20 protein-coding genes are annotated in these 22,873 nt (G+C 67.4%); 13 read left to right on the top strand and 7 right to left on the bottom strand.

Features of this window, described 5'->3' with window-relative positions; genetic code table 11:
- Positions 1–65 precede the first annotated feature (65 nt).
- Complete coding sequence (locus C7I36_RS02525) at positions 66–680, top strand: hypothetical protein (protein WP_106452158.1); 615 nt, start codon at positions 66–68, stop codon at positions 678–680.
- 58 nt (positions 681–738) lie between these two features.
- On the top strand, positions 739–1,629 hold the full coding sequence (locus C7I36_RS02520) for a dienelactone hydrolase family protein (RefSeq protein WP_106452157.1): 891 nt from the start codon (positions 739–741) through the stop codon (positions 1,627–1,629).
- A gap of 28 nt (positions 1,630–1,657) precedes the next feature.
- On the opposite strand, the gene C7I36_RS17375 is transcribed toward C7I36_RS02520, so the two are convergent.
- From C7I36_RS17375 to C7I36_RS02495, 5 genes are all read right to left on the bottom strand, one after another.
- Complete coding sequence (locus C7I36_RS17375; RefSeq protein WP_106452156.1) at positions 1,658–3,508, bottom strand: methyl-accepting chemotaxis protein; 1,851 nt, start codon at positions 3,506–3,508, stop codon at positions 1,658–1,660.
- Between the two features lie 51 nt (positions 3,509–3,559).
- On the bottom strand, positions 3,560–4,192 hold the full coding sequence (locus tag C7I36_RS02510; RefSeq protein WP_106452155.1) for an MBL fold metallo-hydrolase: 633 nt from the start codon (positions 4,190–4,192) through the stop codon (positions 3,560–3,562).
- 15 nt (positions 4,193–4,207) lie between these two features.
- Entirely contained in the window at positions 4,208–5,311 is a 1,104-nt protein-coding gene (gene mnmH, locus C7I36_RS02505; RefSeq protein ID WP_106452154.1) for a tRNA 2-selenouridine(34) synthase MnmH, read from the bottom strand.
- Positions 5,304–6,341, bottom strand: a complete 1,038-nt coding sequence (gene selD, locus C7I36_RS02500; protein WP_106452153.1) for a selenide, water dikinase SelD — start codon at positions 6,339–6,341, stop codon at positions 5,304–5,306. The genes mnmH and selD overlap by 8 nt, the downstream gene beginning before the upstream one ends.
- Positions 6,342–6,699: 358 nt before the next feature.
- Positions 6,700–7,893, bottom strand: coding sequence for a class I SAM-dependent methyltransferase (locus C7I36_RS02495; RefSeq protein ID WP_106452152.1), 1,194 nt, complete (start codon positions 7,891–7,893; stop codon positions 6,700–6,702).
- Positions 7,894–7,970: 77 nt separating this feature from the next.
- On the opposite strand from C7I36_RS02495, the gene yccX reads away from it, so the two are divergent.
- The gene (gene yccX, locus C7I36_RS02490) at positions 7,971–8,243 is read left to right on the top strand and encodes an acylphosphatase (RefSeq protein ID WP_106452151.1); all 273 of its coding nucleotides are present in this window, start codon (positions 7,971–7,973) and stop codon (positions 8,241–8,243) included.
- A 132-nt stretch (positions 8,244–8,375) separates the two neighbouring features.
- On the opposite strand, the gene C7I36_RS02485 is transcribed toward yccX, so the two are convergent.
- Positions 8,376–9,896, bottom strand: coding sequence for a fumarate hydratase (locus C7I36_RS02485; RefSeq protein WP_106452150.1), 1,521 nt, complete (start codon positions 9,894–9,896; stop codon positions 8,376–8,378).
- Positions 9,897–10,022: 126 nt separating this feature from the next.
- On the opposite strand from C7I36_RS02485, the gene pabB reads away from it, so the two are divergent.
- From pabB to C7I36_RS02455, 6 genes are all read left to right on the top strand, one after another.
- Positions 10,023–11,399 carry an aminodeoxychorismate synthase component I gene (pabB, locus tag C7I36_RS02480; protein ID WP_106452149.1) on the top strand — a complete coding sequence of 459 codons (1,377 nt, stop codon included), beginning with the start codon at positions 10,023–10,025 and terminating at the stop codon, positions 11,397–11,399.
- Entirely contained in the window at positions 11,396–11,959 is a 564-nt protein-coding gene (locus tag C7I36_RS02475) for a CoA pyrophosphatase (protein WP_106452148.1), read from the top strand. Before pabB ends, C7I36_RS02475 begins: the two co-directional genes overlap by 4 nt.
- A gap of 138 nt (positions 11,960–12,097) precedes the next feature.
- Positions 12,098–13,480, top strand: coding sequence for an L-serine ammonia-lyase (locus C7I36_RS02470; RefSeq protein ID WP_106452147.1), 1,383 nt, complete (start codon positions 12,098–12,100; stop codon positions 13,478–13,480).
- A 126-nt stretch (positions 13,481–13,606) separates the two neighbouring features.
- Positions 13,607–13,984, top strand: coding sequence for a hypothetical protein (locus C7I36_RS02465; RefSeq protein WP_146137296.1), 378 nt, complete (start codon positions 13,607–13,609; stop codon positions 13,982–13,984).
- A gap of 70 nt (positions 13,985–14,054) precedes the next feature.
- Positions 14,055–16,562, top strand: a complete 2,508-nt coding sequence (gene secD, locus C7I36_RS02460) for a protein translocase subunit SecD (RefSeq protein WP_106452145.1) — start codon at positions 14,055–14,057, stop codon at positions 16,560–16,562.
- A gap of 12 nt (positions 16,563–16,574) precedes the next feature.
- Positions 16,575–17,678, top strand: coding sequence for a calcium/sodium antiporter (locus C7I36_RS02455; protein ID WP_106452144.1), 1,104 nt, complete (start codon positions 16,575–16,577; stop codon positions 17,676–17,678).
- A gap of 57 nt (positions 17,679–17,735) precedes the next feature.
- On the opposite strand, the gene C7I36_RS02450 is transcribed toward C7I36_RS02455, so the two are convergent.
- On the bottom strand, positions 17,736–18,764 hold the full coding sequence (locus C7I36_RS02450; RefSeq protein ID WP_096779013.1) for a LacI family DNA-binding transcriptional regulator: 1,029 nt from the start codon (positions 18,762–18,764) through the stop codon (positions 17,736–17,738).
- Between the two features lie 132 nt (positions 18,765–18,896).
- Here C7I36_RS02450 and iolE point away from each other — a divergent pair, with 132 nt between their 5' ends.
- The 4 genes from iolE to C7I36_RS02430 are packed head-to-tail and all read left to right on the top strand — an operon-like array spanning position 18,897 to position 22,842.
- Positions 18,897–19,820 carry a myo-inosose-2 dehydratase gene (gene iolE / locus C7I36_RS02445; RefSeq protein WP_219899582.1) on the top strand — a complete coding sequence of 308 codons (924 nt, stop codon included), beginning with the start codon at positions 18,897–18,899 and terminating at the stop codon, positions 19,818–19,820.
- Between the two features lie 25 nt (positions 19,821–19,845).
- Positions 19,846–21,021 carry a Gfo/Idh/MocA family protein gene (locus C7I36_RS02440; RefSeq protein WP_106452143.1) on the top strand — a complete coding sequence of 392 codons (1,176 nt, stop codon included), beginning with the start codon at positions 19,846–19,848 and terminating at the stop codon, positions 21,019–21,021.
- A gap of 2 nt (positions 21,022–21,023) precedes the next feature.
- Positions 21,024–22,055 carry an inositol 2-dehydrogenase gene (gene iolG, locus C7I36_RS02435; RefSeq protein ID WP_219899581.1) on the top strand — a complete coding sequence of 344 codons (1,032 nt, stop codon included), beginning with the start codon at positions 21,024–21,026 and terminating at the stop codon, positions 22,053–22,055.
- Positions 22,048–22,842: an SDR family oxidoreductase gene (locus C7I36_RS02430; RefSeq protein ID WP_106452142.1), complete on the top strand. Its 795-nt coding sequence runs from the start codon at positions 22,048–22,050 to the stop codon at positions 22,840–22,842. Before iolG ends, C7I36_RS02430 begins: the two co-directional genes overlap by 8 nt.
- Positions 22,843–22,873 lie beyond the last annotated feature (31 nt).

Here is a 22,873-nt window from a genome sequence, read left to right as displayed (position 1 = left end):
GTCATTATTTATGGGCGGCGCTTTTTTTGCTAGGGTAGCCGTTTTTCAGCGAACCGGAATCGTTCATGACAGTGCAGTCCCTTCCCCTGCAGCAATTGCTGCAACAACCCCTGCGGTTCGTGCTGTGGCCGCCGGCCCTGCGTTTTTACCTGACCCATGCCCTGGTACTGCTGGCCAGCCTGGCGGCGGTGGCCGCGGCGCTGTGGTACGGGCGGCAGGGCTTTGGGCTTATCCACTGGGTCGGTGCCGTGTTTGGCGGTGTGCTGCTGCTGGTCAGCCTGTGGCCGGCAAACTGGAGCCGGCAGCGGCTTGTCAACCTGGCTTTTGACGACGATCGCCTTTATATCGTCAACGGCATCAAGGGGGTGGCCATGGCACTGCCCCGGGAGCGGGTGCTGGCGGTCAACCGGGGCAAACTGCCCGGCCATGACGGGGCCATTATTGCCTTTACCCTGGATCTGTCCCTGAGCGAGGCGGAGCTGGAGTGCATCAACCGGGCGCTGGGGGCCCAGGCCGAGGAACGGTTCCGGCTGGACGAGCAGCGCTACCGTTTTGGTTTTGTGGGCAACTGGCAGCCACGGCGACGGTTGCTGGAGCGGGTGTCGGTACTGGCGCCGGTGGTGGCGGTAACCGGCCGGGACGCGCCGGCCGACGAGGATGACGACGACTGGGACGACTGAGTCCGCTCCGGCACTGCTATACTTTTCGCGCACTCATCCATCGTCACGGAGCCAGACCATGAGCAAGCGCGAGCCGCCGGCCATTCCCCGCCGGGCCTTTGAACTTTACGATCGCTACGCCCACGGCCAGATAGACAGGCGCGAATTCATGACCGGCCTGGCCGGCGTGGCGGCGGGGACCATGACGGCGCCGGCCCTGCTCGCCAGCCTGATGCCCGACTATGCCCAGGCCCAGCAGGTGTCGTTTACCGATCCCGATATTGTCGCCGCCTACCGCGAATTCGACGCTCCCCAGGGTCATGGCAAGGGGCGCGGCTACCTGGTTCGGCCCGCCGCCGGCATGGTGGCGGGGCGGGTGCTGGTGGTGCACGAAAACCGCGGTCTCAATCCCTATATCGAGGACGTGGCCCGGCGCCTGGCCAAGGCCGGCTTTGTCGCCTTTGCCCCCGATGCGCTCTTTACCCTCGGCGGCTATCCGGGCAACGACGATGACGGCCGGGCCCTGCAGCAACGGCTGGACGGCGACAAGATAGCCGCCGACTTCGCCGCCGCCGCCCGTTTCCTGCAGTCCCTGGACGGGGGCAAGGGCAAACTGGGGGTAGTGGGCTTTTGCTTTGGCGGCTTTATCGCCAACCGGCTGGCCGCCGAGCAGCCGGCCTTGATCGGCGCCGCCGTGCCTTTTTACGGCATGCCGCCCTCCCTGGACAAGGTGGCCGACATCAAGGCGGCACTGCTTATCCAGATGGCCGAAATGGACGATCGCATCAACGCCGCCTGGCCCGATTACGAAGCGGCCCTGCAACGCCACGGCATCCGCTACCAGGCCCATGTGTATCCGGGGACCCAGCACGGCTTTCACAACGACTCCACCCCCCGCTACCACCCCGAGGCGGCGGAACAGGCCTGGTCGCGTAGCCTGGCGTTTTTGGCCGGACACCTGGCCGACTAGGCATGCCGGGCCCGCGGGCCCGGCATGCTTATGCCCTGAAGACCGACACCACCCGCTGCAACTGCTCCGCCTGGACCGAAATATCGGTGCTGGCGCGGGCGTTCTTGGCCACGGCGTCGGCGGCATCCTCGGTGATGTCGCGGATCACCACCACGTTTTGCCCTACCTCGTTGGCCACCGCGCTCTGCTGCTCGATGGCGGTGGCGACCTGGCTGGCCATGTCGGAGATCTCGGTGACTTCGCGGGTAATGCCGTCAAGCAGCGTTTCGGTCAGCGCCGCCTGTTCCCGGCTGTCCATCCCCTGCTGGCGGCACTGGTGCATCAACTCGACGATGGCGCCGGTCCTGTCCTGCAGGGAGGCGATGATGGCGGCGATTTCGCCGGTGGCATCCTGGGTGCGTCCGGCCAGGGCGCGCACCTCGTCGGCCACCACGGCAAAGCCCCGGCCCTGCTCGCCGGCCCGGGCCGCCTCGATGGCGGCGTTGAGCGCCAGCAGGTTGGTCTGCTCGGCGATGGCCTGGATCACGCCCAGCACCGAACCGATGCCCTGGCTCTGCTCGGCCAGGGCCTGAATGCTGTCTACCGAGCCTTCCAGCCGGTCCGACAACTGATGAATAAGGGCAATGCTGCGCTGCACCTGCTGCTGGCCCTGCAGGGCATGTTCGTGGGTCGAGTCGGCCCGCTGGGCGGTGTGCTCGGTGTTGCGGGCAATGTCTTCTATGGTGCCGACCATTTCGGTGACGGCGGTGGCCACCAGATCGGTTTCGCTTTTCTGGCGCTCGATATCGGCGGCGGTGCGCTCGGCGTTTTCCGACAGCACGCCGGTGGTGTGGTTCATGGTCGCCACCGCCTCGTTGGCCTGGCGGATCACCCGCTGGAAACCGTCCAGCATGGTATTGATGGCCCGGGCCATGTCGCCGATCTCGTCCCGGCCGGTGGCTTCCACCCTCAGCCCCAGATCCCGGCTCTGATCGATGCGCTGTACCGCCGAACGGATGCGGCTGACGGGCAGGAAGATGGAGCGTGCCAGCAGCAGTGCCAGCCCCGAGGTCAGCACCAGCATGGCGATAAACAGCAGTCTGGCCCGGGTACGGGCCTGCTGCTGGCGCTCGAGCAGTTGCCGGTCGATCTCGGCCAGGGTCTGCTCCAGCAGGCCCTCGGTGCTTTGAATGCTCTGGCGCATCGTTTGCTGCAGGCCCTGGTTGCTGTCGAGGCCAAGCTCGCGGGCGCCATCCACAAAGGCGTTGAAAGTCTCCCGGTACTGGCCGGCCAACGCCCGTGTCGGCGCCGGCAGGGCCAGCTCGGCGATCTGGCGATCCAGGTCGGTGAGCAACTGGTTAAAGCGCGCCTGGTAGCGCAGATCCCGGCGCAGCATAAAGTCCTTTTCGGCCCGGCGCAGTTGCAGCAGGGTGACCAGCACGGCGTCGGCGCCCAGGGTGTCCAGCTCGCGCTCTATGGCGTGGACCGCTGCCCTCAGCTCGCCGTTCAGGCCCGATTCGTGGTCGAGCCCCAGCCGTTGCTGGCTGGCGACGATGGCATGGAAGGCCTGGCCGTAGTCGGCAAAGCGCCGGGCCAGGGTGTCGAGCGCCGCCGTGTCCATGCCTTGATCGTGCAGCACGGGCGCCAGTGCCGACAGGGTGTGCGCGGTACGGGCCAGGGTGGCGTCGAAGCCGGCGACATGGGCGAGATCCTGGCGGGCCAGAAAGTCCTTTTCGGCCCGGCGCAGGGCGAGCATGTCCCGTTGCAGGCTCATGGCCATGTCCTTGGCCTGGTGCAGGCGTTCCTGGATCTTCAGGCCGTGGCTGAACAGCAGATACAGCAGGGTCATGGCGATCACCACCACCAGGCTGTTGAGGCCGAGTTTATGCTTGATTTTCATGGTGTTTCCGTAAAAAAGGCCGGTGTGGCGACCGGCCGGGAGACGGGCCGGCTAGCGCAGGAAGGGGTTGTGCAGCCGCTCTTCGCCCAGGGTGCCTTCCGGGCCGTGGCCGGGCACGAAGGTGATGTCGTCGCCGAGCGGCAGCAGGGTGTGCAGTATGCTGTCGATCAACTGCTGGTGGTTACCGCGGGGAAAGTCGGTACGGCCGATGCTGCCCCGGAACAGCACGTCGCCCACGAAGGCCAGTCGCTGCGCCCGGTGCAGCAGCACCACATGGCCCGGGGTATGGCCGGGGCAGTGATACACCTCCAGGGTTTCCTCGCCGACGGTGACGCTGTCGCCCTGCGCGAGCCAGCGGTCGGGTACAAAGTCGTTAACCGGGGGAAAGCCGAACATCTGCGCCTGCTGCGCCAGGGCGTCTATCCAGAAGGCGTCGTCCCGGCCGGGGCCGATAACGGGCACCCCGGTCTTTGCCTTCAGCTCGCCGGTGGCGCCCACATGATCCAGGTGGCCGTGGGTGAGCAGTATGCTTTCCAGCTCGAGGTCGCGCTCCGCCACCGCCGCCAGCAGCCGCTCGGTCTCGCCGCCGGGGTCGACGAGGGCGGCCTTGCGGCTCTGGCTGCACCAGATCAGGCTGCAGTTCTGGGCGAAGGGGGTCACCGGCAGGGTGATTCGTTCAAGCATGCTGAGTTTCCATTTTTAACATAATGTGGTGATGGGCGAAGTCACGGCCTGGTGCCGACTGGCCAGCCAGTCGGCCAGCTCGCCGGCGTCGCCGCGTTTGACCACACGGGCTTCTTTTGCGGCCAGGTGGCGGCGGTAGATGGGATCGTAGTAGCGCTCCAGCAGCTCGGTGATCCACGCCTGGTGGCCATCGCTGCCCAGGCCGCGAGCTTGTGCGGTCAGGGCCTCGTGCATGATGGCGGAGAGGCGGCGCCACTCCCGGTCGCCGAGGCGCTTGTACAGGCGCTTGAGGCCGCCCTGCAGGTAGTCGCCGAGGCGGGCCATGTCGTTGCCGAAGCGGGCCTGCATCAAATCCACGTAGTCGTGCTGGATCTGCCGTACCCGCTGCGCGAAAGGCACTTCCAGCACCAGCAGCGGCGATTGCTGCATCCGCTGGTAGAGCGACAGGGGCAGGGGACAGCGGCCGATCATGGCGCTTTCGTCTTCCACCAGCCAGGGCGTGATACCGGCCCGGCGCTGTTTGAGCCGGGCGATGGCCAGCCGGTTCTCGAAGTCGATGGGCGTAGGCTGGGGCTCGCCCCAGTGGCCGAAGCTGGAGCCGCGATGATGGGCATGGGCTTCCAGATCCAGGGCCAGGGGAGTACGGCTGAGCCAGTCGGTCTTGCCGCTGCCGGTCAGGCCCGCCAGCACATAGCCGGGCTGGCGGAACTCCTGCTCGATAACGGCCAGCAGGCGGCGGCGCAGGGCCTTGTAGCCGCCCTCCACCCGGAGGACGGGCCGGCCGGCCTCATGCAGCCACTGCTGCACCGTCTGGCTGCGCAGGCCGCCGCGAAAGCAGTAGATAACGCCCCTGGGGTGGGCGTCCAGCCAGTCGAGCCAGGCCTGCAGCCGCCCCGCGCGCACCTCGCCGGAGACCAGTTGGTGGCCGAGGGCGATGGCGGCGGCCTGGCCCTGCTGCTTGTAGCAGGTGCCGACCCGGGCCCGCTCGTCGTCGGTCATCAGCGGCAGGTTGCTGGCCGAGGGAAAGGCGCCCTGGATGAATTCCACCGGGGCGCGCAGATCCAGCATGGGCACATCCTCGCCCAGCAGCAGGTCGTAATCGGCGGTCAGCTCAGTCACCGCTCACCTCGATGCGATGGGTACCGGGGGCGGTGAGTGTGCCTATGGGGGCGAGTTCGAGCTCGTGGCGCCGGGCCAGGGCCAGGAAGTCGGGCTCCGCTTCGGGGCGCACCGCCACCAGCAGGCCGCCGCTGGTCTGGGGATCGCACAGTATCTGCTGCTGGCGCGGGCTGAGCGGCGCCAGCTTGTGGCCGTAGGCGTCCAGGTTGCGCAGGGTGCCGCCGGGTACGGCGCCGGCCTGCAGGTAGTAGTCCAGGTTGGGCAGCAGGGGGATGGCGGCCATCTCCAGCCGGGCGCCGACGTCGGCCCCTTCGCACACCTCCAGCAGGTGGCCCATCAGGCCGAAACCGGTGACGTCGGTCATGGCGGTAACCCCCTCCAGGGTGGCGAAGTCCTGGCCCGGCTTGTTGAGTTGGCACATCACCTCGGGCGCCAGCAGGCCGTCTTCTTCCCGCAGCAGCCCCTTCTTCTGGGCGGTGGAGAGGATGCCGATGCCGAGCGGCTTGGTGAGATAGAGGCGGTCGCCGACCCCGGCGGTGTCGTTGCGCTTGACCCGCGCGAGCGGCACCTGGCCGGTGACCGCCAGCCCGAAGATGGGTTCGGGCGCGTCTATGCTGTGGCCGCCGGCAAGCGAAATGCCGGCGTCATGGCAGGCCTGGCGGCCGCCGTCGATCACCCGCTGGGCCACTTCCGGCGGCAGCAGGTTGACCGGCCAGCCGAGGATGGCGATGGCGACGATGGGAGTGCCGCCCATGGCGTAGATATCGCTGATGGCGTTGGTGGCGGCGATGCGGCCGAAGGTGAAGGGGTCGTCCACTATCGGCATGAAGAAGTCGGTGGTGGAGATGATGCCCATGCCGTTGCCGATGTCGACCACGGCGGCGTCGTCCCGGCTGGCGTTGCCCACCACCAGGCGGGGGTCGGCAAAGGCGGGCAACTGGCTGTGCAGTATGGTGTCGAGCACCTTGGGCGAGATCTTGCAGCCGCAGCCGGCGCCGTGGCTGTATTGGGTTAGGCGAATGGGGTCCACTGCGGATTCCTTGGTGATAAACGCAAAGTGCTAATAGTAACGGTTAGACTACCTGGCTGACAAACCTTCGGGCTTACCTTGGCAGGCAACAGCGGCGTCAAAACAGGCGGATAAAGGGAACGGCTGCGCCGACCGTCACATGCCATGGATGGCATGTGCGAGCGTACAGGGGGCGAGCTTGCTCGCCGTGACGAGCGGTTTCGGCCTGACCGAACATCCAGTGAATGTTCGCAGCAGGCCGAAACCGCGAGTGTCATATTTTGCAGCGTGTCGGCGGAGCCGTTCCCTTTGGCCGACTTCTACGATCATGACAATGGCGGCGTCATCAAGCCGAGGGGCCGCAGGCGGCCCCTGGCCGTTACCAGGCGCGGACCACCAGCCCCTTGAGGTAGTGGCCTTCCGGATAGGCGGTGCCGATGGGATGGTCGGCGGCCTGGTTGAGCCGCTCCAGGATCTGGGCGTCGCGGCCGGCGTCGAGGGCGGCGTCCGCTACTATCTTCTGGAACAGATCCGAGGTCATCAGCCCGGAGCAGGAGAAGGTCAGCAGCATCCCGCCCGGGTTGAGCAGCTGGAAGGCCAGCATGTTGATGTCCTTGTAGCCGCGGCAGGCGCCGTTGAGCTGGGCCTTGCTCTCGGCGAACTTGGGCGGGTCCAGCACGATGACGTCAAAGCGCTGGCCCTGCTCCCGGTAGTCGCGCAGCAGCTTGAACACGTCCGCCTGCTCGAAGCGGGCCCGGCCGAGATCCAGGCCGTTCAGCTCGGCATTCTGGCGGGCAAGCGCCAGGGCCGACTCGGACAGGTCGGCGTTGATCACCTCATCGGCGCCGCCCTTCAGGGCATAGACGCCGAAGGTGCCGGTGTAGCTGAAGCAGTTCAGTACCCGCTTGCCCTTGCAGTAGCGGCCGGCGATACGGCGGTTGTCGCGCTGATCCAGATAAAAGCCGGTCTTGTGGCCGTTTTCCACGTCCACCAGGATGCGTACCCCGTTGTTTTCCTCGATCACCACGGGCTGGGGCGGCAACTGGCCCGCCAGCAGGCCCTTGCGCTCCTTCAGGCCCTCCTTCTTGCGCACCGCCACGTCGGAACGCTCGTAGATGCAGGCGCCCGGATAGAGCTGCTCGAGCGCCTCGACGATGGCCGGGCGCCAGCGCTCGGCGCCGGTGCTGAGCAACTGGCACACCACCACCTCGCCGTAGACGTCGATGGTTACCCCGGGCAGGCCGTCGGACTCGGCGGCGCACAGCCGGTAACCGGTGAGGCCCTGCTCCTCGATAAGCGGCTGGCGGCTGTCTTTGGCACGTTGCAGCCGGCGCAGGAAAAAGGCCGGGTCCACCACTTCGTTGTTATCGAAGGTCCACACCCGGGCGCGGATCTGGGACTGGGGCGAGTAGAAGCCCCGGCCCAGCCACTGGCCGTTGTGGCTCAGGATATCGACGGTATCCCCGGCGTTGGGCTGGCCCTGCACCTTGTCGATGGCACGGGAAAACACCCAGGGGTGGCGGCGCAGGAGGGACTTTTCCCGTCCGGCAACTAGGGTTATGGAAGGGGTCATAGGCTGGGCTGCTTGTCTGAAAAAGGGGCGTAATTCTAGAAGTGGTGACGGCAAAATACAAAGGGAGGCGAACAAAAATGACCATAATTGCCAAAAAAATCTGGGTCGGCGGTCGAGTGCAGGGGGTGGGCTTTCGTTACTACACCCAGTGCGAGGCCGAACGGCTGGGGGTGCGCGGTTACGTCCGCAATCTGCCCGACGGCCGGGTGGAAGTACTGGCGGAGGGAGACAGCGGGGCGGTTCGCCAGTTGCTGGCCTGGCTGAGAACCGGGCCGGATACCGCCCATGTGACCGGGCTGCAGCAAGAAGAGATTGCGCCCAGAGGCGTGCACGGGTTTGAAACCGGGTGAAGGGAGCGCGGGCGGCCCGCCCGCATTAGCGCCTGCAAGGGCGCCTAAGGTTTGCCGCGTTGCGGCAATATGCAGGCGGGCCGCCTGCGCTCCAAAGAAAATGCCGGCCCTGGGCCGGCATCTGTATCAGCTTCAGCCCTTCAGTGCGGCATCCAGCTCTTCGATTTTGGCCTGCCAGATGGCGGGGCCGGCAACGTGGGCGTTGTTGCCCTCGGCGTCCACCGCCACGGTGACCGGCATGTCTTCCACCTCGAATTCGTAGATGGCTTCCATCCCCAGATCCTCGAACGCCAGCACCCGGGCCTTTTTCACCGCCTTGGCCACCAGGTAGGCGGCGCCGCCCACGGCCATCAGGTATACCGCCTTATGGCGCTTGATGGACTCGACGGTAGCGGGGCCGCGCTCGGCCTTGCCCACCATGCCGACAAGGCCGGTCTGCTCCAGCATCATGTCGGTGAACTTGTCCATGCGGGTGGAGGTGGTGGGGCCGGCGGGGCCCACGGCCTCGTCGCCGATGGCGTCGACCGGGCCCACGTAGTAGATGAAACGACCCTTGAAGTCGACCGGCAGTTTTTCGCCCTTGTTGAGCATGTCCTGGATGCGCTTGTGGGCGGCGTCACGGCCGGTGAGCAGCTTGCCCGAAAGCAGCACGGTCTCGCCCATCTTCCACTGGGCGATATCGTCGCGGGTGACGGTGTCCAGGTTGACCCTGCGCACGTTCTCGCCCACTTCCCAGGTCACTTCCGGCCAGTCTTCCAGTTTCGGCGGAGTCAGCTCGGCGGGGCCGGAGCCGTCCAGGTGGAAATGCACGTGGCGGGTGGCGGCGCAGTTGGGGATCATCACCACCGGCTTGGAAGCGGCGTGGGTGGGCGCGGACTTGATCTTGATGTCCACCACGGTAGTGAGGCCGCCCAGGCCCTGGGCGCCGATGCCGAGCTTGTTGGCCTTGTCGAAGATTTCCAGACGCAGTTTTTCCTCGGTGGTTTCGGCGCCGCGCTCGATCAGGTCGTGGATGTCCACCGGATCCATCAGGGCTTCCTTGGCCAGCACCGCCGCCTTCTCGGCGGTGCCGCCGATGCCGATGCCGAGCATGCCCGGCGGGCACCAGCCGGCACCCATGGTGGGCAGGGTCTTCAGCACCCACTCGACGATGTCGTCGGAGGGGTTGAGCATCACCATCTTGGACTTGTTCTCGGAGCCGCCGCCCTTGGCGGCGATGGCCACCTCGACGTGATCGCCGGGCACCATGTCGATATGCACCACGGCGGGGGCGTTGTCCCTGGTGTTCTTGCGGGCGCCGGCCGGGTCGGCCACGATGGAAGCGCGCAGGGGATTATCGGGGTTGTTGTAGGCGCGGCGCACCCCTTCGTCCACCATCTCCTGTACCGTCAGGTCGCTGTCCCACTGCACCTGCATGCCGATTTTCACGAAGCAGGTGACGATGCCGGTGTCCTGGCAGATGGGCCTGTGGCCTTCGGCGGACATGCGCGAGTTGATCAGGATCTGGGCGATGGCGTCCTTGGCGGCCTGGCTCTGCTCTTTGTGGTAGGCTTTTTCCAGGGCCTGGACGAAGTCCAGCGGATGGTAGTAGGAGATGTACTGTAGGGCGTCGGCAACGGAGTCGATAAAGTCCTGCTTCTTGATAATGCTCATGGCTTCCTCATGGGTTATCGGCATTGGCTCTGTGTTGTTATAAGCCCGGCTATGATACGCTTAGCGCCCCCCGGCTGCCAGCCCGGCCGCCGGCCGGATACCAAAACTGTCGAGTGGATTACATTAATGGGACAGCCCCTGCACGTTCGCAGCCAGCCGTTTTCCGGCTCGGTGCATGACTTCTTTTCCCCTGTCGCCCACCTGCCCTGGGCCATGCTGCTGGAGTCGGCCGCTCCCGACCGGGCCGACAGCCGTTTTCATATCATCAGCGCCGCCCCCCTGGCCACCCTGGTTACCCGGGGCGAGCACACTGTGATTGAGCATCAGGGTCGGACGCAGGTTTCGGACAAGTCCCCCTTTGCCCTGCTCAAGGAATGGCAGCAGCGGTTGCTGGGTGAGCCTGACCTGCCCGAGGAGCTGCGCCATCTGCCCTTCGCCGGCGGCGCCCTGGGGTTGTTTGGCTACGATCTGGGCCGGCGGCTGGAGCGGCTGCCGGCGCTGGCCGCCAACGAGCTGGCCACCCCGGACATGGCGGTGGGGCTCTACGACTGGGCCTGGGTGATCGATACCCGGGAGCAGGTTGCCCACCTGCTGGTGCCGGGCGACGAGGCGGCGCTCGCCGCCCGGCTCGGGTGGTGGCAACAGCAGCAGGCGCGGGCAGCGGCGCCGTTCCGCCTGGCCGGCCCCTGGCGGGCCAACCAGTCCCGGGCCCAGTACCGGGCCAACTTTGACCGGGTGCAGGATTACCTGGCCGCCGGCGACTGCTATCAAATCAATCTGACGGTGCGCTTCGACGCCCCCTTCGAAGGCGATGCCTGGGCCGCCTACCGCCACCTGAGCGAGCACAACAGGGCGCCCTTTTCGGCCTTTCTGCAGTTGCCCGAGGGGGCGGTGCTCAGCCTGTCGCCGGAGCGTTTTATTGCCCTCGAAGGGCGGCGGGTCGAGACCAAGCCCATCAAGGGCACCCGGCCCCGGGGCGCCGATGCCGCCGAGGATCGGCGGCTGGCCGGGGAGCTGGCCGCCGCCCCCAAGGACAGATCCGAAAATCTGATGATAGTGGACCTGCTGCGCAACGACATCGGCCGGGTGTGCGTGCCCGGCTCGGTGCGGGTGCCGGCCCTGTTTGCCATCGAATCCTTTCCGGCGGTGCACCACCTGGTGTCCACCATCACCGGCGAGTTGGCCGCCGGGCTCGACGGCACCGATCTGCTGGCGGCCACCTTTCCCGGCGGCTCCATCACCGGCGCTCCCAAAATCCGGGCCATGGAAATCATCGAAGAGCTGGAGCCCCATCGCCGCCACGGCTACTGCGGCAGCATCGGTTACCTCAGTGTCCACGGCCGCATGGACACCAGCATTACCATCCGTACCCTGCTGGCGGAGCAAAACCGCCTCTACTGCTGGGCCGGCGGCGGCCTGGTGGCGGACTCCGAAGCCGGGGCCGAGTATCAGGAGCTGTTCGACAAGCTGGGCAAGATACTGCCGGTGCTGGAGCGGCTATGACCCGGGAGCAGTTGCTGACCCGCCTCAACCTGCTGGCGCCGGCGCCGGATCCGGTGCTGCCGTGCCATGCCCGGCCGGCGGCGGTGCTGCTGCCGCTGCTCGAGGGAGAGGAGGGGCTGGAGCTGGTGCTGACCCGGCGCAGCCGCCACCTGCGGCATCATCCGGGGCAGATAAGCTTTCCCGGCGGCCGGGTGGACGACACCGACGCCAGCCTCTGGCACACGGCGCTGCGCGAAAGCCAGGAGGAAATCGGGCTGGATCCGGCCCTGTGCCGGCCGCTGGCGCGGCTGAGGGCCCAGCACACGGTGTCCGGCTTCGCGCTCACCCCCTTTATCGGCCTGGTCGAAGGCCGGCCGCACTTTGTGCCCAACCCGGATGAAGTGGACGAGGTATTCCGGGTGCCGCTCGACTACCTGCTGGATCTCGATCATCATTACCTTTACTACCTGCACCGGCGGGGCCGGCGGCATACGGTGTGCTTTATTCCCTGGCAGGGCATCTGGATCTGGGGCATTACCGCCGCCGTTATCCACCAGTTCGCTGTGCAGGTTTCCCGCTGAGGGCGATCCCGCTCACAAATCCCGCCTCCTGTTGTTTTGTTATTAAAAATCTGTTGGGTTAAAACTCAAATAATCCTACAATCATTCAATATAAGTTGAATGATTGCGTTCAGCCCTGTTGTGTTTTGGAGTGTTCCCATGATCAGTGTGTTCGACATGTTCAGTATCGGCATCGGCCCTTCCTCTTCCCACACCGTGGGTCCCATGCGGGCGGCCCATGCCTTTGTGAAAGAGCTTGCAGAGCAGGGCACCCTGACCCGGGTCAGCCGGGTCGAGGTGGAGCTCTTCGGTTCCCTGGGCCAGACCGGTATCGGCCACGGCACCGGCAAGGCGGTAATACTGGGACTGGGCGGTTATGATCCGGAAAGCGTGGACGTGGACATGATCCCCGGTTTTCTGGCCGAGGTGGATACCAGCCAGCAGATCCTGCTCAACCGCGAACACGCGGCGGCCTTTCCCCGCAGCGGCGCCATCGTCTTCCACCGCCGCAAGACCCTGCCCCTGCACAGCAACGGCATGACCTGCCGGGTGTTCGAGGGCGATACCGTGCTGGCCGAGCAGTCCTACTACTCCATCGGCGGCGGCTTTATCGTCAAGGCGGAGGAATTCGCCGAGACCAAGGCCGGCGCCCAGGCCCAGGCGGTGGCCCGCCCCGCACCCTATCCGTTCAAGAGCGCCGCCGAGCTGCTGCGCCTGTGCCAGGAAAACGGCATGTCCATCAGCAGCCTGATGATGGCCAACGAAAAGGTCAACCGCTCCGAGGAAGAGATTGTTCAGGGCCTGCGCGATATCTGGGCCGTGATGCAGGCCTGCGTCAAGCGCGGCTGCAAGACCGAGGGCATACTGCCCGGCGGGCTCAAGGTCCGGCGCCGGGCGCCGGCCCTCTATCGCCGGCTGACCAGCGAGTCCCAGTACAACAAGGATCCCCTGAGCGTGATGGAGTGGGTGGATCTGTTCGCCCTGGCGGTGAACGAGGAAAATGCCGCCGGCGGCCGGGTGGTGACGGCGCCCACCAACGGCGCCGCCGGTATCATCCCCGCCGTGCTGCACTACTACGACAAGTTCGTGCAGCCGGTGGATGACGACGCCCTGGTGCAGTATTTCATGACCGCCGCCGCCATCGGCATCCTGTACAAGGAAAACGCCTCCATCTCCGGCGCCGAAGTGGGCTGCCAGGGCGAGGTGGGCGTGGCCTGTTCCATGGCCGCCGGTGCCCTGACCGCGGTGGTGGGCGGTACCATAGAGCACGTGGAAAACGCCGCCGAGATCGGCATGGAGCACAACCTGGGGCTGACCTGCGATCCGGTTGGCGGCCTGGTGCAGGTGCCCTGCATCGAGCGCAACGCCATGGGCTCGGTCAAGGCCATCAACGCCAGCCGCCTGGCCCTGCGCGGCGACGGCGAACACAAGGTTTCCCTCGACAAGGTGATCAAGACCATGCGCGACACCGGCATGGACATGAAAACCAAGTACAAGGAAACCGCCCGCGGCGGCCTGGCGGTCAATATCATCGAGTGCTGATGACCAAGGCGAGTCATTCTGCAAGCCCGGCGTCCTGCCGGGCTTTTTATTTTGGACCGGCGATAGTCGTTGACGACGACCGCCGTCCTCGTTCAGACTGAGCGCCTGCCCGGAATGACGCCACCCATGAACCTATCCCCAACCCCATTGCCCAGCTCTGCTCGCTCGTCCCTTCCGGGAATGGGCCTGGCGTGGCTGTTGGTGTTCATCTGTGCCTTGGGGGTGTTCCACCCGCGGGCCCTGGCCGGCCAGCCCCAGGGCTTTACCACTGAGCAACTGATACCGGCGGTGGCCGGCACCGGCGAGCACTGGCGCTGGCTGAAGGCGGCCCGGCCCGCTTCGCCGGACGACGAGCCGTCCTCGGCCGACTTGCCACCGCCTGCAGTCCGGCCCGTATCCGCGGCCCGCCTCCTGACCCGCGTCCAGCGTGCCCGGCTGCGGCCCCATCCCTTTGGCCGGACCGCTTTTTTGCGTCCGCCCCTGCGCGCACCTCCCCGGGGTTAATCCTCCCATACGACGATATGGCCGCCATCGGCGGCCCAACGCTACCGAAACCGCGTTTCGAGGATTTGCCATGACTTCATTACGAACCAGGGCCGTGCTCTACGGCCTGGTGATCGTGCTCGGCTTGCTGAGCGCGTTGCCCAATGTGTTGCCCGCCCGGCTGGCCGACCGCCTGCCGGACTGGTACAGCGCCAACACCCTGTCGCTCGGGCTGGATCTGCAGGGGGGCTCCCAGCTGCTGCTGGAAACCGACACCACCGAACTGCTGGCCGCCGAGCACCGGCGCCTGGCCGACGAGGCCGCCGCCGCCCTGAACGAGGCCGGCATTGCCCATGCCCGCCCGCGGGTCGATGCCGGTGGCGTCGAGCTGGCGCCGCGGAATCCGGCCCGCCTGGCCGAGGCCCTTGAGCTGCTCCGCGGCCTGGCGCGGGATGACGCCAGCGGCGTGCGCCGCTTCGACGTCGAGCAGGAGCCGGGCCGGCTGCGCCTCGCGCCGACCGAAGCCTGGCGCGCCCAACTTAGCCAGGACACGGTGGAGCGCACTCTGGAGGTGGTGCGCCGGCGGCTGGACGAAACCGGGCTGGTGGAGCCCGGCATCACCCGCCAGGGCGACAGCGGCATACTGGTGCAGATGCCCGGGGTGGCGGATCCGGCCGAGATCCGCTCGCTGCTGGGCACCACGGCCCGGATGAGTTTCCACTGGGTGGCCCGTGAGGGCACCGCCGGCCAGGCCGTGATCACCGTGCCCGCCGCCGCCGGGGAGGGCGGCTACCGGCTGGAGCGGCGGGTGGCGATGGCGGGCGAGCGTATCCGCGATGCCCACATGGCCTTCAGCCCCGCCACCGGCGAGCCGGTGGTCAGCTTCAAACTGGACAACGAGGGCGCCCGCCGCTTCGGCGAGCTGACCCGGGACAATATCGGCCGCGCCCTGGCCATCGTGCTCGACAACCAGGTGATCACCGCCCCGGTGATCCGCAGCGCCATTCCCGGCGGCAGCGGCGAGATCAGCGGCCGCTTCACCACCGGCGAGGCCAGCGAGCTGGCCCTGTTGCTGCGGGCGGGGGCGCTGCCGGCGCCGCTGCTGGTGCTGGAGGAGCGGACCGTGGGCCCGGATCTGGGCAGCGACGCCATTGCCATGGGGCTCGGCACCGGCCTGCTCGGGGCCGCCCTGGTGGTCGGCTTTATGCTCGGGGTGTACGGCCGCTGGGGGCTGATCGCCTGCGTCGGCCTGGCGGTCAACATCGGCCTGGTGTTCGGCATACTGAGCCTGCTGGGCGCCACCCTGACCCTGCCGGGCATCGCCGGTATCATCCTCACCGTCGGCATGGCGGTGGACGCCAATATCCTGATCAACGAACGCATCCGCGAGGAAAGCCGGCGGGGGCGCTCGGCCGCCATGGCCCTGCGCGAGGGCTTCGGCCGGGCCTACGGCACCATCCTCGACTCCAACTTCACCACCCTGATCGCGGTGAGCCTGCTGTTCCTGTTCGGCAGCGGCCCGGTCAAGGGCTTTGCCGTTACCATCGGCATCGGCCTGCTCACCTCCCTGTTCACGGCCATTTCGGTGACCCGGCTGCTGATGGAGTGGCGGGTGAAGGGCAGGGAGCGGGCGCCGCTCAACCTGGGCGGCAGCCGGTTGCTCGAACGGCTGGCCGGCTGGCGCCCGGACTTTCTGCGCGGCCGCTACCTGGGCCTGGCCGCCTCGGCGGTGCTGTCGGTCGCCTCCCTGGCATTGTTCGTGCAACCGGGGCTGAAATACGGCGTCGACTTCACCGGCGGCACCCTGGTGGAGGTGCGGGCGCCGGCCCTGGCGGTGGAGCCGCTGCGCGAGACGCTTCACGACCATCAACTGGCGGACGCCGCCATCCAGGAGGTCGGCGAGGGACGCTTCCTGATCCGCCTGCCGGTGGCGCAGGGCGGCGCCGATCAGGTGGCCGGGCTCAAGGCGGCGGTGCTGAGCGCCGAGCCCGACGCGAAGTTTCCCCGGGTAGACATGGTGGGCGCCAAGGTCAGCGGCGGCTTCTTCGAGGCGACGGTGCTGGCCATCCTGCTTGCCGGCGGCGGCATGCTGCTTTACCTGTGGTACAGGTTCGAGTCCCATTTCGCCCTGGCGGCCACCCTCACCATAGTGCTGGATCTGACCAAGACCATCGGCTTCTTCGTCCTGGCCGGGGTGGAGTTCAACCTCACCGCGGTGGCGGCGCTGCTGGCGCTGATCGGCTACTCGGTGAACGACAAGGTGGTGGTGTTCGACCGGGTCCGCGAGAACCTGCGGCTGACCCCGGACAAACCCATGCTGGCGCTGCTCAACGACAGCATATCCGCTACTCTTACCCGGACCCTGTTCACCTCGTTCAGCACCTTCCTGGCGCTGCTGCCGATGGGGCTGGCGGGGGGCAGCGCGGTGGCAAGCTTCGCGCTGCCCATGCTGTTCGGCATCCTGGTGGGCACCAGCTCGTCGGTGTTTATCGCCTCGCCGCTGCTGTATTTCCTCGGCCGGCGGCGGCAGCGGCAGGGCAAGGCCCAGTTGCGGCCCACCGCCGAGGAAATGCGCAAGGAACTGGATTTGCTGCCTTAAGGAGACAATGCGATGACCTGGTTAATGCTGATAACGGGATTGCTGCTGCTGATTGTGGGCGCCGATCTCCTGGTGCGGGGGGCGGCCCGGCTGGCCGCCAGCCTGGGGGTGCCGGCCCTGGTGATCGGCCTGACCGTGGTGGCCTTCGGCACCAGCGCGCCGGAGCTGGCGGTGAGCGTCAAGTCCGCCTGGGCCGGCCAGGCGGAGCTGGCCATCGCCAACGTGGTGGGCAGCAACATCTTCAACGTGCTGTTCATCCTCGGCCTGGCGGCGCTGATCTCGCCCCTGGTGGTGTCGAAGCAGCTGATCCGCCAGGATGTGCCCATCATGATACTGGTGTCGGTGGTGGCGGTGCTGATGGCCTGGGACGGTACCCTGGGCCGGGGCGAGGCGGTGCTGCTGTTCACCGGCCTGCTCGGCTACACCGCCTTCCTGTTCATGCAGGGCCGACGGCAGGGCATGGACACGGCGGACGAGGAGGTGGCGGAACTGATACGCCGGCCCGTGCCCGCCTGGCAGAACCTGCTGCTGGTGGCGGGCGGCCTGGTGCTGCTGGTGGCGGGCGCGCGCTGGCTGGTGCAGAGCGCGGTGCAGATCGCCGCGTCTTTCGGGGTGAGCGAGGCGGTGATCGGGCTGACCATCGTCGCCGCCGGCACCTCGCTGCCGGAGGTGATGACCTCGGTGATCGCCACCCTCAAGGGGCAGCGGGATATCGCCATCGGCAACGTGGTGGGCAGCAACGTGTTCAACATCCTGTGCGTGCTCGGCCTCTCTGGCCTGGTCTCGCCGGCGCCGCTGCTGGCCGGTACCCAACTGGCCAGCCTGGACATGCCGGTGATGCTGGGGGTGGCGGTGCTGTGCCTGCCGCTGTTCTTTGTGGGTGCCAGGCTCACCCGCTTCGAAGGGCTGCTCTTCCTCGTCCTCTACCTGGCCTATGTGTGGTACATGGTGGCGCTGACCCTGGCCGCCGGCTACCTGCCCCGGCTCGGCGCGGGCATCGTCTACGGGCTGATCCCGCTGGTGGTGCTCTACGTGACCGCCACCCTGGGGCGGGATCTGTGGCGCCGACGGCGGGGAGCGGAGCCCGCCGAGGCCCGTGATAACCGAGCACCCTGATCCCTTCTTGCACTATGCGGCGTCATCGTGCCCGCCGGGGCAGGGGGAGGCTACCCTCTACCAGGCCGGCGGGCAGTTCTCGCGGATAAAGATATTGAAGGGGGTGGGCTCCTCCAGCCGCACCTCGGTCTCGGTGCGGTTGAAATGCCGCCCCAGCACCTCCAGTGCCCGCCGTACCTCGGCCTTGGGATCCTGATCGATGATGGCGTCGATAACGCCTTCCCGCAGCATGGCGCGCCGCTCCGGGGTCAGTTCGTGGGTGATGAGCACCACGTGCTGCGCCAGGCCCAGGGTGCGGATGGTGCCGGCGATGGCGGTGTTGCCCGCCGACACGTTGTAGATGCCCCGCACCCCCGGGTGCCGGCGCAGCGCCCGGTAGACGACCTCGCCGGCCCGCGCCTGATCCTCGCCGCTCTCGAGGGAGTCGACGATGGCGCAGGCGGGAAACCGCTCCCGCAGCACGGATCTAAAGCCCATTTCCCGCTCCTCGTGGCCGATGATGCGGTGCATGCCGAGCAGGATCAGCAGCTCCCCGCCCGCCGGGCCGAGAAAACGGCCCATCAGTTCGCCCGCCACCCGGCCGGTCTGCCGGTTGTCGGGCCCCACGTAGGCGATCCGGCCGCTGTCCGGCAGATCGGTCACCAGGGTCAGGATGGGCATGCGCGCCGAGATCCGCCGGAGCGCGTCCGACAGTTGAGGGTCGTCCGGGCAGACCACGATCAGGGCGTCGTAACTTTCCGCTATCTGGTTGATCTTGCGGGTGGTGGCGGCGGCGTCGGTGACCTCGACGTAGTGCAGAAAGCAGTTGATGCGCATGTCCGGCATGGCCGCCGTGATGTCGGTAAAGGCGTCGCGCAGGCCCCGGTAGAAGGGATTTTTCGGCGACTGCATCACCACCGCTACCCGCAGCACCCTGAGGTAGCCGCGAAACAGCACCCGGTCCAGGTGCAGCCGGTTGGCCCATTCCAGCACCCTGGCTTCCTTGTCGGGCGACACGCCCCCGCGCCGGTTCAGCACCCGGTCCACCGTGCTGAGGCTGACGCCGGCGGCCTCGGCAATCTGGTTCAACGAGGTTTTTCTGTTCATGGCGCTCCTTGTGCTGCCTGAAGGTTTGACGTCAATTCTTGAAGGTTTTCCTTCAAATGACAAGTGGTGAAGGCGGGAGGTATCCCTTAATTTACCAACAAGTCATTAACATCGGACACCAAGGAGCGCGTTGTGTCGAACGAGGAGCATGCAAACAAGCAAGAGGCCAGGATCCGGCTGGGCGTCAGCCCCCTGTCCTGGGTGAACGAGGTGCTGGAGGAGTACGGGCACGGCACCAGCGCCGACACCTGCCTGGCACAGGCCGCCGCCGCCGGCTACGCCGGGGTGGAGATGAGCCGCCTGTTCCCGCGCGAGGCGGGGGCCCTGACCGGGCAGCTGGGCGGCCACGGCTTGCGGCTGATCTCCGGCTGGTACAGCGGTTTTCTGGCCGAGCGCGGCGTCGAGGAAGAGCTGGCCGCGGTGCGGGAGCACGCCGCCCTGCTGCGGGACAGCGGCGTCGGCGTCATGGTGTACGGCGAATGCGGCGTCATGGCCGAGCAGGCCCTGGATGTGCCCATGTCCCATCGCCTGCAGTTGTCGAACGAGGCCATGGCGGCCTATGGCGAGCGGCTGACCCGCTTTGCCGAGCGGCTGCGGCAGGAATACGGCCTGGCCCTGGCCTATCACCATCACCTGATGATGGTGGCGGAAACCCTGCGCGAGGTGCGCGCGCTCATGGCCGCCACCGGCCCGGCGGTGGGCCTGCTGCTCGACACCGGCCACGCCGTGGCCGCCGGCTTCGACTACACCTGGCTGCTGGAGGAGTTCGGCCCGCGCATCAACCACATCCACCTCAAGGACGTGCGCGGCGAGGTGCTGGACGCGGTGCGGGAGGGGGATCTGAGCTTCAACGACGCGGTGCGCAACGGCATCTTCACGGTGCCGGGCGACGGCATCATCGACTACGGCCCCCTGGCCCGGTTCCTGGCTGACGGCGGCTATCGCGGCTGGCTGGTGGTGGAGGCCGAGCAGGATCCCGCCAAGGCCCCGCCGGCGCCGACCGTGGCCCGGGCCTTCGACTTCGTTACCCGCAATATATTGCCCCCCGCCCGCTGAGCCGGGCCGTCAAGGAGAAAACAAGATGGCACTCAAACCCCTCAACATCGGCCTGATCGGCTCAGGCTTCATGGGCCAGGCCCATGCCGACGCCTATCGCCGCGCCGCCCTGCTGTACCGCGACCTGCCCCTGGTGCCGGTGCTGCACACCCTGGCCGACGCCGGCCAGGAGCTGGCGGACGCCGCCGCCCGCCGCTTCGGCTTTGCCCATGCCACCGCCGACTGGCGCGCCCTGGTCAAGGATCCGGAAATCGATCTGGTGGACATCACCACCCCCAACGCGATGCACTTCGAAATGGCGATGGCGGCCATCCAGGCCGGCAAGCACGTCTATTGCGAGAAGCCGCTGACGGTGTCGCTGGACGACGCCCGGGCCCTGGCCGAGGCGGCGGAACAGGCCGGGGTCAAGACCATGGTGGCCTTCAACAACATCAAGACCCCGGCGGCGCTGCTGGCCCGCCAGTTGATCGAGCGGGGCGACATCGGCACGCCCACCCGCTTTCGGGGCTGGTTCGACCAGGGCTTCTTCAACGATCCCGACCTGCCCTGGAGCTGGCGCTGCTCGCGCAGTGAGGCCGGCTCCGGCGCCCTGGGCGATCTCGGCTCCCATGTGATCAGCGTGGCCCAGTTCCTGATGGGGCCCATCGACAGCGTGGTGGGGCAGGAGCAGACCTTTATCACCACCCGGCCGGCGCCGGGCGGCGGCTCGGGCTACGGCGCCCGCGCGGAGGACGGCGGCGCCCGGCTGGCGGTGGAAAACGAAGATCAGTTCCAGGCGCTGGTGCACTTCAACAACGGCGCCGGGGGCACCATAGAGGCGTCGCGCATCGCGGCCGGCAAGATCTTCGGCATCAGCTGGGAGGTATCGGGCACCGAAGGCACCATCGTGATGGACGGGGAGCGCTTCAACGAGTTGAAGATCGCCCGCTACCGCGACGCCAAGCACGACCGGGGCTTCAAGACCCTGCTGGCGGGCTCCCAGGTGGAGCAGTTCAACGGTTTCTTCGGCTTCGATTTCGCTGGCGGCGGCCTGGGCTATTTCGATGTAAAGGTGATAGAGGTGTACGACCTGATCCGCGGCATCGCCGGGGAGGGCGGCTGCTTCCCCGATTTCCGCTTCGGGCTGGAGAATCAGCAGATCATAGACAGCATGGTGCGTTCCGCTCACACCGGCGCACGAATTCAGGTAGGGAGGGAATGATCATGACACGACTGACAGGCATTGCGCTGCTCGGCGCAGGACGGATGGGACAGGTACACGCCGCCGCCATGGCCGCGGCGGGAGCCCGGCTGGTGGCGGTGTACGACCCCGTCACCCGGGTGGCCGACGCGCTGGCGTCGCGCACCGGGGCGGCGGTGGCGCCCTCGGCGGCGGCGGCGATCCACCACGCCGGGGTGGATGCGGTGGTGATCGCCACCTCGTCGGACACCCATGTGGAGCTGGTGATCGAGGCGGTGAACGCGGGCAAGCCGGTACTGTGCGAGAAGCCGCTGGCCAGCAGCCTGGCAGCCACCCGGCGCTGCATCGCCGCCATCGGCGACCAGGCCGCGCGCCAGGTTTTCCTCGGGTTCAACCGTCGCTTCGACCGGGGCCATGCCGGCCTGCGCGAGGCGGTGCACGCCGGCGACATCGGCCGCCTGGAGCAGCTGACCATCACCAGCCGCGACCCGCTGCCGCCGCCGCTGGAATACGTGCCCCGCTCCGGCGGTCTGTTCCGGGACATGATGATCCACGACTTCGACATGGCGCGGGGCATTCTCCGCCAGGAGCTGGTCAGCGTGACCGCCCATGGCTCTTCCATCGTCGATCCCGAAATCGGCAAGCTGGGCGACATCGATACCGCCAGCGTCACCCTGCTGGCGGAGGACGGCGCCATCGTCACTATCCTCAACTCGCGGCGCTGCGCCTTCGGCTTCGATCAGCGCATCGAGGCCTTCGGCGCCGACGGCATGGTTGTCTCCGACAACCCGCGGCAATCGGGGCTGACCCGCTACCGGCCCGGCTATCCGGGCACCCCGGCGCCCATCCTGGAGTTCTTTATGGAGCGCTACGGCGAGAGCTACGCCGCCGAGATCCGGCTGTTCCTGGACTGCGTCCGCGAGGGCCGGGACATGCCGGTCAACGCCTACGACGGCCTGATGGCGGCCTATCTGGCCGAAGCCGCCACCCTTTCCCTCAAGCTGGGGAAAACCATCCACCTGACCGGCCCCGACCAGGAGTTCGACCATGTCTGATCGCAATCAACGACACGCCGACACGGTGGCGGTGATCACCGGCGGCGCCCAGGGCGTGGGCCTGGCCATCGCCCGGCAACTGGCGGCAGAAGGCTGCCGTCGGCTGGTGCTGGCCGGCCGGGACGCGGCCAAGGGGGAAACGGCGGTGGCGGAGCTGTCCGGGCTGGGCTGCAGCGTGCGTTTCGTGCCGCTGGATCTGCAGGACACCGACGCCTGCCTGGGGCTTATCGACAGCGCCGTGGCCGAGTTCGGCACCGTCACCGCCCTGGTGAACGCCGCCGCCCTGGGGGCCCGCGGCACCCTGGTGGACACCTCGGTGGAACTCTGGGACCAGATGTTCGACACCAATGCCCGGGCGCCCTTCTTCCTGATGCAGGGCTTCGTCCGGCACCGCCTGGCCCGGGGCGGCGGCGGCCATATCGTCAACATACTGTCGAACTGCGCCCACTGCGGCCAGTCCTACCTGGCGCCTTATTCGGGGTCGAAGGGAGCCCTTGCCACCCTCACCAAGAACGTGGCCAACGCCTACCGCTTCGATCGCATTCACTGCAACGCCATACTGCCGGGCTGGATGGACACCCCGGGAGAGGATGCCACCCAGCGCCGCTTTCACGGTGCCACCGACGGTTGGCTGGAACGGGCCGAGGCCGGGCAGCCGATGGGGCAACTGGCCAAGCCGCACCAGCTCGCCAAGCTGGCGAGCTACCTGCTGAGCGATGACGCCGGCGTGATGACCGGCGCGCTGATCGACTACGACCAGAACATCCCCGGCGCCTATCCGGAATAAGGCCGGCCGCGCCGCCGTGCGCGGCGGCGCG

Origin of the sequence: Zobellella taiwanensis, assembly GCF_003012795.1 — a bacterium.
GTDB classification, from domain to species: domain Bacteria; phylum Pseudomonadota; class Gammaproteobacteria; order Enterobacterales; family Aeromonadaceae; genus Oceanimonas; species Oceanimonas taiwanensis.
This window is presented reverse-complemented; position numbering and strand designations above follow the sequence as displayed.